The 11,557-nt window shown below is 34.6% G+C and carries 13 protein-coding genes and 1 tRNA gene; 10 read left to right on the top strand and 4 right to left on the bottom strand.

Features of this window, described 5'->3' with window-relative positions; translation table 11 throughout:
* From HMPREF1252_RS09805 to HMPREF1252_RS05615, 8 genes are all read left to right on the top strand, one after another.
* A partial coding sequence (locus tag HMPREF1252_RS09805; RefSeq protein WP_023059737.1) for a DUF5940 domain-containing protein occupies nucleotides 1-326 on the top strand: 326 nt, incomplete at its 5' end.
* Nucleotide 327: 1 nt separating this feature from the next.
* Nucleotides 328-1,458 carry a glycine/sarcosine/betaine reductase complex component C subunit alpha gene (gene grdD, locus HMPREF1252_RS05640; RefSeq protein ID WP_008900866.1) on the top strand — a complete coding sequence of 377 codons (1,131 nt, stop codon included), beginning with the start codon at nucleotides 328-330 and terminating at the stop codon, nucleotides 1,456-1,458.
* Between the two features lie 56 nt (nucleotides 1,459-1,514).
* Nucleotides 1,515-1,608, top strand: a tRNA-Sec gene (locus HMPREF1252_RS09740).
* Between the two features lie 67 nt (nucleotides 1,609-1,675).
* Nucleotides 1,676-2,818: an NAD(P)H-hydrate dehydratase gene (locus HMPREF1252_RS05635; protein ID WP_051338890.1), complete on the top strand. Its 1,143-nt coding sequence runs from the start codon at nucleotides 1,676-1,678 to the stop codon at nucleotides 2,816-2,818.
* A gap of 18 nt (nucleotides 2,819-2,836) precedes the next feature.
* Complete coding sequence (locus tag HMPREF1252_RS05630) at nucleotides 2,837-3,178, top strand: type II toxin-antitoxin system PemK/MazF family toxin (protein ID WP_008900864.1); 342 nt, start codon at nucleotides 2,837-2,839, stop codon at nucleotides 3,176-3,178.
* 168 nt (nucleotides 3,179-3,346) lie between these two features.
* A complete protein-coding gene (locus HMPREF1252_RS05625) occupies nucleotides 3,347-4,720 on the top strand; it encodes a L,D-transpeptidase family protein (RefSeq protein WP_023059720.1) in 1,374 nt (457 codons plus the stop codon).
* 206 nt (nucleotides 4,721-4,926) lie between these two features.
* Nucleotides 4,927-6,723, top strand: a complete 1,797-nt coding sequence (locus tag HMPREF1252_RS05620) for an MAG1210 family protein (RefSeq protein ID WP_023059743.1) — start codon at nucleotides 4,927-4,929, stop codon at nucleotides 6,721-6,723.
* 9 nt (nucleotides 6,724-6,732) lie between these two features.
* Nucleotides 6,733-7,479: a LemA family protein gene (locus HMPREF1252_RS05615; RefSeq protein WP_023059729.1), complete on the top strand. Its 747-nt coding sequence runs from the start codon at nucleotides 6,733-6,735 to the stop codon at nucleotides 7,477-7,479.
* Nucleotides 7,480-7,544: 65 nt separating this feature from the next.
* Here HMPREF1252_RS05615 and HMPREF1252_RS09735 read toward each other — a convergent pair whose 3' ends face one another.
* Nucleotides 7,545-7,715, bottom strand: coding sequence for a hypothetical protein (locus HMPREF1252_RS09735; protein WP_023059708.1), 171 nt, complete (start codon nucleotides 7,713-7,715; stop codon nucleotides 7,545-7,547).
* A gap of 269 nt (nucleotides 7,716-7,984) precedes the next feature.
* Here HMPREF1252_RS09735 and HMPREF1252_RS05610 point away from each other — a divergent pair, with 269 nt between their 5' ends.
* A complete protein-coding gene (locus HMPREF1252_RS05610; RefSeq protein WP_023059702.1) occupies nucleotides 7,985-9,082 on the top strand; it encodes a rhodanese-like domain-containing protein in 1,098 nt (365 codons plus the stop codon).
* Nucleotides 9,079-9,459: a hypothetical protein gene (locus tag HMPREF1252_RS05605; RefSeq protein WP_023059713.1), complete on the top strand. Its 381-nt coding sequence runs from the start codon at nucleotides 9,079-9,081 to the stop codon at nucleotides 9,457-9,459. The genes HMPREF1252_RS05610 and HMPREF1252_RS05605 overlap by 4 nt, the downstream gene beginning before the upstream one ends.
* Nucleotides 9,460-9,499: 40 nt before the next feature.
* Here HMPREF1252_RS05605 and HMPREF1252_RS05600 read toward each other — a convergent pair whose 3' ends face one another.
* The 3 genes from HMPREF1252_RS05600 to HMPREF1252_RS05590 are packed head-to-tail and all read right to left on the bottom strand — an operon-like array spanning nucleotide 9,500 to nucleotide 11,553.
* Nucleotides 9,500-9,793, bottom strand: coding sequence for a DUF5960 family protein (locus HMPREF1252_RS05600; RefSeq protein WP_023059719.1), 294 nt, complete (start codon nucleotides 9,791-9,793; stop codon nucleotides 9,500-9,502).
* 3 nt (nucleotides 9,794-9,796) lie between these two features.
* A complete protein-coding gene (locus HMPREF1252_RS05595; RefSeq protein WP_036746955.1) occupies nucleotides 9,797-10,144 on the bottom strand; it encodes a hypothetical protein in 348 nt (115 codons plus the stop codon).
* The gene (locus tag HMPREF1252_RS05590; protein WP_023059706.1) at nucleotides 10,141-11,553 is read right to left on the bottom strand and encodes a Y-family DNA polymerase; all 1,413 of its coding nucleotides are present in this window, start codon (nucleotides 11,551-11,553) and stop codon (nucleotides 10,141-10,143) included. The genes HMPREF1252_RS05595 and HMPREF1252_RS05590 overlap by 4 nt, the downstream gene beginning before the upstream one ends.
* Nucleotides 11,554-11,557 lie beyond the last annotated feature (4 nt).

Genomic DNA, 11,557 nt, shown 5'->3' with positions numbered 1-11,557 from the left:
ATAAAAAAGAACTTAAGAACTTCATCGAAAAACACGGACTACACGGATGGGCACCAACTCAAGGACATATTCCTTCAGCAGTACCATACGTAGGACACATGATTCACGACTTAACTGATGGAGATCTAAATAGAGCTATGCTAATAGGTAAAGGATCACTATTCTTAGGAAGACTTACAAATCTATTCGACGGAGTTTCTGTAATTGTTGAAAGAAATACAGGAAAAGACGCTGAAGCTGAAACAGGTCTAGATCAAGAAATGGTTAGAAAGCTATTGGCAGAAGCAATGAAGAAAGTAGCTTCAGATATTCTAGAAAGGGAGTAAGATGAGTAAATTACTAGCAGAATTCATTAATGACATTGCTGAAGAAATTGAAACTGGTAAATCTAAGTCATCTACTGTTAGAATAGCTGTAACTAATCTAGATTCAGAACTTGGTGCTGACAACGTAAATAAAGCTATGGAAAGCTTTAAAGACGTAGAATTCACAGTTGTAGGTACACCTTACAAGGATTATAACTGTGTAGAAGCAGCAAATGATGAAGAAGTTGCAGAAGCCCTTGAGCATCTATTTAACGAAGGTAAAATAGACGCTGCAGTTGCAATGCACTATCCATTCCCAATTGGAGTTTCTACAGTAGGTAGAACAGTAACTCCAGCTATGGGTAAAGAAGTTTACATTGCGACAACTACAGGAACAACCCACATGAAGAGAGACATTGCAATGGTTCTTAATACTATTAATGGAATCATCGCTGCAAAAGCCAATGGAATTGAACATCCAACAGTTGGTATTCTTAATATAGAAGCTGCAAGAATAGTTGAAAAGAAACTAAACGAACTAAAAAACAATGGTTTTGAAATCAACTTTGCAGAATCTAAGAGAGCTGACGGTGGCGCAGTGTTAAGAGGAAATGACCTAGTAGCAGGAACTTGTGATGTTGTAGTTATGGATTCACTTACAGGAAATGTTCTTATCAAGACATTTGCATCATTCACATCTGGCGGATTCTTCGAAACAGCTGGATTTGGATATGGACCTGGACTAGGTGAAGGATACCATACACCAGTATTCATTGTCTCTAGAGCAAGTGGTACACCTGTAATTAGAAATGCTATTCAATATGCAGTAGAATCAGTAAGAGGAAAATTAGTAGAAGTTTCCAAGAAAGTATATGCAGATGCTAAAAAAGCTGGCCTTGAACAAATCTTAGCGTCAATGGACAAAAAAGAAGAAAAGGCAGAAGCAGCAGTAGCAGCTCCACCAAAAGAAGTTGTAACAGCTCAAATACCTGGAATAGATATTCTTGAAATGGACACTGCAGTACAAGCACTTTGGAAAGAAGGCATCTACGCTGAATCAGCAATGGGATGTACAGGACCTATAGTTCTAATTTCTGAAGCAAACAAAGATAAAGCAGCAGAAATTTTAACTAATGCAGGTTTAATATCTTAACAAGATAGAAAATTTATAGTATAATAAGATAGTCCCGCTAGTTCGGGACTTTTTATGGGGGAGAATGAGTGTCTGGTGTGCTCCGCGGTCTTCAAAACCGTTGTAAGAAAGTTTTTCTTTGGTAGGTTCGATTCCTACTCTTCCTCGCCATGGGAGAAGTTAGTCGCTTCTCCTTTATTTTTTAACTAAAATTTATTATAATAAAATAAGATAGTAAATGATAAAGATGGGTAGCAATATGTTGGGAATAGATATAATAGAAATTTCGCGAGTGATAAAACTCTACGAAAAACATAAAGAAAAGTTTTTAAATCGTATATTTAACGACGATGAAATAGCATACATAAAAAGTAGACCAAACTTATATGAAAGCCTAAGTGCATACTTTGCTGCCAAAGAAGCCATATCAAAAGCCAATGGAACGGGCATAGATGGAATTTCTTTTAAAGACATAAAACTGGAATTTGAACCATACATAGCAAAGATAGGGGAAAAAAGATTTACATATTCAGTCTCCCACGAAAGGAAATTTGCAGTAGCTGTGGCAAAGGAAGTAAAATGTGGTATAAAAATAGAAGTACCTCATGAATTTAAAGGTGCATTAAAAAGAAAGGTCGACAGTCACAAAGGAGACTATGGTAGGGTAGGATTCATATGTGGATCGAATAATATGCCTGGAGCTCTTATGCTATCCCTTATGGCAAGCCTTAGAACAGGATCTGGGCTAGTTTACTTCAACACAGATAGAGAAATTAAAAACTTAGTACTATCCAGATGTTTTGAAGTGATATATAGAGAAGATCTAGAATTTTTAAAAGAAATGGATGCCATATGTATTGGACCAGGTCTTGGAAATAAAGAAGAATTGTTTCTAGAAGTCATAAGAGAAGAAGCACCAATGGTAGTAGATGCAGACGGACTAAATATTCTAAGTAGAAATTTAGAAAAAGTAAATTTAGAGAACAAAGTCCTCACCCCACATCTTGGAGAATTTTCAAGGCTTACTAAACTATCCATAGAAGAAATAGAGAAAGATAAACTAGAAATAGCAAAAGATTTTGCAAAAAAATATAGAACTACTCTATTACTAAAGGGAAATAAGACCATAGTAACAGATGGAAATAGAGTATATATAAATAATACAGGCGGTCCAGAGCTAGCCACAGCGGGTTCGGGAGATGTGCTTTCAGGAATAATTACATCTCTTATAGGTAGGAAGATAGAACCTTTTAAAGCGGCATCAATGGGCGCATACATCCATGGACTATCCGGCAGTATAGCCAAGGAAAAACTAGGAGAAAACTCAGTAATTGCACGAGATATAGTAGAAAATATACCATTTGCAATTAAAAATTTATAAGGTATTAAAGGTGCAAATATGATAGTAAAACGAGGAGACATATTCTACGCAGATTTAAGCCCTGTAATTGGATCAGAACAGGGAGGAGTTAGACCGGTAGTAGTACTTCAAAATAATATAGGAAATAAATATTCGCCAACGATAATCGTAGCGGCGATAACATCTAGACTTAACAAGGCACGGCTCCCGACCCATCTAAATGTCATGGCAGAAGGACTGGCACTTCCTAAAAATTCTGTGGTACTATTAGAACAGATTAGAACCATAGATAAAAAAAGACTCAGAGAAAAAATCGGATCATTTCCAGATGACATAATGGAAAACATAGATAAGGCACTAAGGGTCAGTTTAGATTTATAGTACATATGCAGGCAGTAGCCTGCTTTTTATTTAGGTATATAAATTCTTCTGGATACAAGTAAATTAATTTGAAAAATTTATAATACAAAGGGTTAAAAATTATTTACATTTTTAAAATCTTATAGAAATAATGGGACGCCTCTGCTAAACTTAAACATGGAGGTAGTAATGAAAGCTATAAAGACATCTTTTTTAATAATACTAGGAGTAATACTTCTTTTATATATAGGGGGAGTATTTTTATTTTCAAAATATTTCCTACCAAGCACTACAATAAACGGTCATGATTTCAGTTTGATGAGGATTGACGAGCTGGAGAAAAATTATAATGAAATCAGCAACAGTTACAAAATAGAGATTGTCGGCAGGGAAGAAAAGGAGAAAATCCTTGGAAAAGATATAGATTATTCCGATAAATTAGAGGGTGATGATATATTTCAAAATCCTTTCTACTGGTTTATTTCTATGCTTGTTCCAAAAAATATTGAGGCGAAACACACCGTTTACTTCAATGAGCATCTCCTAAATGAAAAAATCCATGAGCTTAAACAAGTTAAAAATATGAAACCTCCAGTGGATGCAAGTATCGACTACGTTGGAGATAAGTTTATGATTGTAAAAGAAGACATGGGTACGACTTTTTCCATCGATGAGTTTGAAAAACTCTTAAACAAAAAGATTCTTGCAGGAGAAACAGAATTTAATATAGAAGAAAATAAACTATACATGGATCCAGAAATCTACGAAAATAACGAGGATCTTATAAAGGCTCGTGACAACTACAATAAGGTTGCTGGAAATGAAATAGTAGTAGAAATCGGAAGTAAAGAAGAAAAATTATCTGGCACAGAACTTGCTTCTATGTATGATTTTAACGGTCAAGAAATAGTGCCGAACCAAGATAAGGCACTTCAATTTGCAAGGATGCTCTCAAGAAAATACGACACTTATAAGACTGACAGAACATTCTACGCAACGGGTCTAGGACTTACAGTGGTAAAGGGGGGAATCTACGGTTGGTTAACAGATGTGAACAAGACTAAGGATTTAATCGTTGAATCCCTTTCTGCTATGGAATCTAAACATATAGAACCTGTATATAAACTCACAGCCATGTCTCGTGACGGATCAGACCTTGGTAAAAATTATATAGAAATAGATCTAGGCCGTCAACATATGTGGTACTACGAAGAAGGCAAGCTTGCCATAGAAACCGATGTTGTAACAGGAAATCCAAGCAAAGAAAATGGAACTCCAACAGGTACAGGAAGAGTATGGTCTAGAGAAAAAGATAGATACTTGACAGGAGAAACATACCAGTCCCATGTGGATTATTGGATGCCATTTAATTGGTCTGGCTGCGGGGTCCACGACTCTAAATGGAGAACAGAATACGGTGGCAAGATATACCTCACGAGAGGTTCTCACGGATGTGTCAACACTCCACCGGAAATAATGAAAGATCTATTTGCAAAAGTAAAAGTTGGGACTCCTGTAATTGTATATGATTCCAGTGATCCAACATTTACAACAATTAAATAAATATAATAAGTCGCTTAGATGCGGCTTTTTTTATTGCAAAAATTACATAAATAATACAAAAGCTAGATATTTAAGATAAAAAAGAAATCCCGAAATTTTTATAAAATTAAAAGATTTATTTAAGTTGGAAATCTTTTTCCTACATTGTATAATAAATATAAGAACTAAATTTTACATAGTAAAAATTTTATATAAGGAGGTAAGCATTGGAAAATAATCTAGATTTTTTGGAACCTGTAAAGTATTATGATCATTTTCTAAAGGAAAAGTTTGATGAAGATGCAAAGAAATACTTCAATAGACTAGTCGACGAATCTGGAATAGATATAGAAGAAAACCAGAGAATAGTTGAAAAGTACAAAGAATATAATAATATTAAAGGCGATTTAGGCAAGAAACTAAGAAATTTAAAAATCTTAAAATTTGTGGCGATAGCCTTTGAAATTATATTTGGATTTAGTCTTTTCGGTTCGTTGAGTTCCGGTATTTCGATTGGCTTAGTATTTCTAATTGTATTGACAGGAGCTGCGGCATACGCCCATTTTGGAGTGCTCAATAAAAAAATTAAAAACTTAAATGAAATCCTTGAAGACAATGAAGGCTATCTAAATAAATTAAAGAATGAAGCCTACGACACCATGGCTAATTTAAATGCACTATTTACCAGTGAAATGACCACAGATATCATTAAAAACCTGGTGCCAATTTTGAATATAGATGACAATTTCGACATAAAGAGATTTGCTCAATTGGTAGAAAACTATGGATTTTCAGAGTCAATGAACAACGATTATTCAACTCTAAACTTGGTATCTGGAGATATAATTGGCAATCCATTTGTGTTTATAAAGCACCTGGTACACGAAACAATACTATATACCTACGAAGGTTCAAGGACCATATCTTACGAAGAAGCATATATTGACTCGGATGGATATAGACGCGTAAGGACTGTGACAGAAACACTACATGCCAGCGTTGAAAAAGAAGGACCAAATTACTTCAACCAAATACTTCTAGTCTATGGAAATGAAGCGGCTCCGAACTTAAAATTTTCTAGGGAACCAAAGTCTAAATCTATGACGTCGAACTTCATGAACAAAGTATTTCAATCAGATAAGAAGAAACTCAAAAAACTTGAAAGAGAATCTGTCATGAAGGGCGGAAGTTTTCAATCTATGGCAAATGAAGAATTTGATATAAACTTCGCTGCCTACGATAGGGATAATGAAGCAGAATTCAGGCTACTATTCACAAACTTAGGTCAAAGAAGTATGATGGACTTTCTAAATAATACAGTATATGGAGATGACCTCTATTTCTACAAAGAAAATATGATAAATACTCTCTACTGTACCCACACTGACAATTGGGACATAGATAACGACGCATCAAATTATACACATTTTGACTTTGTATCCTGTAGAAATAATTTTATGAATTTAAATAAAAAATATTTCCAAGATATGTTCTTTACATTTGCTCCACTACTATCAATTCCTATCTATCAGCAACAGAAATCTCAAGAATACATCTACGGCGACACATTTAAGTACAAGTACAATAGATATACCACAGAGATGATAGCGAATAAAATGAATATACTAAATCTTCGTCCAGAGCTCTCAGCTACTAAAACTATCTTAAAGACATCTCCAATAAAGACGACAGGAGACACTGACTTGGTACAGGTAGATGCCTATTCATATAGGACGGAACAAAGGGTGGATATAAAACATGTAACGGCAGGAAATGGATATAGCTATCCAGTAGAAGTACCTTGGACTCTATATATACCAATCTACAAAACCTCAACCATGGAAGTAACAGGAATAGATATCGACGAAAAAGTATACAATAGATATAAGTACAACAATAATTTCAAAAACGATATGCAAAACATGGCTTACGACTATGTTTACAAAGATAAGTTATTCGGTGCAATAACCAATAGAAATGATATTGCACTAAGTGATAGAATCAAAAAAATAATAAAAAAATAGGAGGAAAAAATGGGAAATCAGCTAGATGAAATGAATCCAGTGACGATGGATGAAGGAAGAAACATAAACGTAATCGCAAAACAAATACCGGTGACACTTACTGGCACAGAAAATATGATTCCTACAATCATGTATGCAGTAGGACTAGTATTTGCACTAATAGGATTATTTACAATGGTCTTTGGAGGAGAAGCCGGAGGAGGATTAGTCTTTATAGCAATCGGGGCAATAATATGCTTTATAGTATATAAAAAGTTAAAGGATGCATCAGCATACTTTTCAGGACTAGAACAAAAGATCAACGCCTACGCATCAGAAATCGATAACTATCTAGAACAAAGAGTAATCATATTAAATAACGCAAGAGATTTAGTAGAAAAATCTATAAACTTAGATAAAGAAGTATTTATAGACTTAGCAAAGTATCGTTCAGGTAATTTCTCACCAGCAGATAGACAAAAATTGGACGGCGATCTAAGAGCAGCGGAAAGAAGCTTAAATGTAGCACTAGAAAGCTATCCAGATCTAAGATCACAAGCGACAATCATGGATGCAATGCAACAAAATTCATACCTACAAAGAGAAATCACCGCATCTAGATCAGCATACAACGACGCAGTGTACCAATGGAATAGAGAAATATTTGTATTTCCATTTAACAAAATTGTAGCAGCAAGAGAAGGAAGAACTACAAGAATTCCATACATCGCATCAAAAGAAGTAAAAGAAGCGGCAAGAGGACAATTCTTTAAATAGTAAAAAAATAAAGTAGAAGAAAACTCTTCTACTTTTTTTAATGCATATGAAATTAATCGGTTAGATTATTTTTTACTTAGCTTGTCTACTTTTTTAGAAATACTAGAGCTAGATTTTTTAGCAAAATTTAAAAATTTAGGAGTATTTCTCTTAATAAATCTAAAAGCTGATCCAAAAAAACGGAAGAAACCTCTAGCAATTCTTGCGCCGTCCATCATATCGTCAAATAATCCCATAGTACACCTTCAAATATATTATAGTATTATTCTATCATAAAAAAGAGATAAATAATTGTTTATAAAGAAATAGTATTAATAAATTTTTTGCATGACATAAATCTTATTTTATAATAAAAATTTCTTTTTTTTAAATTTTTAAATTATAGAAATTAACTTATTATCGGCTAAGAACTTGTTATATACAAAGTGTATAAAAACTTATCTATTGACAATATTTTATTAATAATATATATTCAAAATACAACAATTATTTATAGGAGGAAAAAATGAAAAATTGTAAGAAATTATATTCAGTTTTAGTATTAGTATTTGCCCTTACTTTTTTAGCTGCTTGTGGTAACAAACAAACTACAGAATCTAAAGAAGCGAATACTAAAAATCAACCTAAAACAGAAGAAAAGACAGAATCTGCTGAAAAGAAAGATCTTGAGCTTGGAGTTATGAAGGATGTTGATCCTAGTAAAAAAGTATATATAACTGCTAAAGAAGCTAAAGATATAATCGACAAAGGTGGCAACTGTGTGGTTGCTGAAGTTACTTGGGGAGAAGAAAAGGACAGCCCTGATTTTCTAACAAAACACATTCCTGGTGCAATTCACATCAATACTGATATGGTTGAAGAAGGCCCTATTTGGAATCTTAGATCTCCTGAAGAATTAGAAAAAAACTTTCTAAACTATGGAATTACTTCTGATACTTCTCTTGTAATTTATGGTCCTGGAATCGCTGCTGATAGAGTAGCTTATGCGGCTCTTTATCTTGGAGTCAAAGACGTGAAGATAATAGATGGAAGACTTGCCGCTTGGGAAAAAGAAGGCTATCCTGTTGAAGAAGGAAGCGTTGCTCCAAATCCACAAACAGATTTTGGTGTAGCGGTGCCAGCTCATCCTGAGTATGTGCTATCTCTTGAAGAAACAGTTAAAAAACTAGATGAAGATAAAGACTTCAAACTTGTTTCTGTTAGAAGTAGAGAAGAATGGGAAGGTAAGACTTCTGGATATTCTTACATTCCTAAGGCTGGAGAACCTAAGGGAGCTGTATTTGGTGAATCAGGTACTGGCAATTCTGGTATGGAAAATTATATAAACGCTGATGAAACTGTAAAAGATTTTGCGGATATTGTAAATCTTTGGAAAGAAAATGGTTTTGATGTTTCAAACGACATGGCTTTCTACTGTGGAACTGGCTGGAGAGCTGCAACTCCATGGCTTTTAATGTATGAAAGAGGATACGATGTTAAGATGTTTGACGGTGGATGGAACGAATGGCAAATGCACGACGAACTTGAAGCTGAAATAAATGATCCAGAAGGTACAAAGATTGTTCCTGTTAAGGATTTAACTCCTGACAAAGCAGCTAAATGACAAAATTTTCAAAAAAAAGATTAATTTGTAGAATATTTGAGATACTTTTAATACTTGGATCAGTTGTTTTAAATAGACTTAGTTTTAAAAAGATGGGAGTTATGAGGCATATGGTGTACAGATCATATGTACTTGAAAATGCTCATATATTTAGATATATTATGGTAGCAATGGCTATTATTTTAATTATCTATTTATTTTTAAAGTTTAAATTTAAAGTGTTTAGCTTTGAAGATGTTTTGTTCGTAGCTTTTTTTATAATATCTATACTCGCTCTTAATAAAACACAAATATTTAAATATGACCACTACCATCAATCTATGATTTATTTAGTGTTAAGTGCTCTTCAGTTAATCTTAATTAAAAATAAAAAATAAAACAAAACAAAAACCACCTTCGTTTAACTACCAAGGTGGTTTATTTTTCTTCTATTCTGAATTTGTGTCCTGTGTATTTATAGAGCTTAACTTCGCTATTTTCTTTTGGTGTTTCGATTTCAAATACAAAGTAATGGTCCCTTTTGTCCTTTGCGTTCTGTGCATTTAATCTAAAGTAACTCCTGCCGGTTTTTGCCATCATCTGCACCAAATCGTCGGTTAAGAAGGTCAGTGGGATATTCGTCTCTGTGTATCTATAGAAATCATTTTCAAATCTCGTGTAATTTTCGCTGTAATAGTCAAGTTGAAAAATATTTTTCTCAAATCTATTCATTTTTTATTCTCCCTCCGCCAGTGTAATCTCAACTATTTCCAAAACTTCTATCTTAATTATTTTATCTTCAGTCTTCAAAAGTATTTCTTCTTTGCTTATATCATAGATTTGTCCTAGGTAAGGGATTTTTTCATCTCTTACTGTAAGAAATATCTTTCTTCTATTTAAAAATACTTGGGTGAGGAGAAGAGACTTTTCTTCTTTTGAAAATTTGTCCGTGAAGTAAACTCTATCTCCAACTTGTGTCAGGGCGGATGTATGTTCCGATAGGAAGAATCCCATCCACTTTACCATGCCTCTGTCCATGTATTTTCGCGCTGATTCATAGGGTAAGTATGTTCTATCTATCATATTATTCCATCTAAACCTCCGCAGTGACCACCGATAAGTGTGCTTCTCTCCTTTGCACGAGAACCTTCCATAAGAGAGGTTGCCTTTTGAATTGCCATGTAGCCATACTTATCTCTTATCTTATCGATGGCTTTGTCTAAATTTTCCATTTTTTCTATTTTTTTTACGTCTTCAAACAGGGTGAATATGCAGTAGTCTTCGTCTGTTAAATTGTCGTAGCGAATGCCAATATTTCTAACTGCACCGCCGTCGTATTTTTCTCTAAAGAGGGATAGGACTTCTCTTGTAAGTACTTCTGTGCTTTGAGATGGTCTTATTTTCTTCTGTACATTTATGGATTTTTTCTTCTCTTCATAGCTAAATCCGATGTAGATGGCGATGGTGTTTGCCTTCTTTTTTATTCTTCTAAGGCGGATTGCAACCTGCTCTGCCATCTCTGAAAGGACGATTTCTATTTCTCTTTGATCTGTATAATTTCGAGGTAAAACTTGGGAATTGCCGATGCCTTTTGACTTTGGAATATAGGGTTCTTTTAGATTACTTTCGTCAACTCCGTTTGCATGGAACCAAAGCTGCACTCCCATGATGCCAAATTCTTTTGCTAGACGATCTGGATCAGAGTTCGCGAGATCTCTCACACTGTATATAAATAATTTGTTTAGTCTCTTTGCGATTCTACTTCCGATGCCCCAAAAGTCGGTGAGATTTTCTATATTCCACACCTTTTTTTCAACGTCTTCATAGGACCAGTTAGCCCTCATGGTCGGGGTCTTCTTCGCTTCGTTATCCAGTGCAAGTTTTGCAAGAAGTGGATTTGAATTGCTCATGCCAACGGTGGAGAAGATGCCCGTTTCTTTTCTGATTTCATTTTGAATCTTTGCACAGAGGATATCCAATTTTTCTCGACGACTAAGTCCCCTATCTCTTACAAAATAATTTAGAGAAGAGGTGAGATCAAGAAATCCTTCGTCGATAGAGTAGGGATATATTTCATCCACCGATGCAAAATTTTCAAAAACCTTCTGTATCTTTAGATTTTCCTCTATATAAAAAGCCATCCTCGGTGGAACTATTAAGGTGTTTTTCGCCCAGGTTTCTATATAATTTATATACTCTTTCGTAATGGGAATATTTTGACGCCTTGCCTTTTCAAAACTAAATTTGCGAGTTTCTATATCGAAGGGAAGATCCCTGCTTCTGCCTACATTTTCTTTGCCAAAGACCTTTTTAAACACTGGAGAGCTTGCAAGGATAAGGCCGTTTGAATTGTCAGAGCGGCTCATGACGCAGAGGGAAGTCTTGAGTGGGTGCAGACCTCTTTCAACACATTCGACACTGGCGTAGAAAGATTTTATATCGACGAAAGCTATATCTGCAGTGGGTTCTCTTGAGTAGTCTATAATTCCCATGGTA

The sequence above is a fragment of the Peptoniphilus sp. BV3AC2 genome, from assembly GCF_000478945.1.
Classification (GTDB): Bacteria; Bacillota; Clostridia; order Tissierellales; family Peptoniphilaceae; genus Peptoniphilus_B; species Peptoniphilus_B duerdenii.
This window is presented reverse-complemented; position numbering and strand designations above follow the sequence as displayed.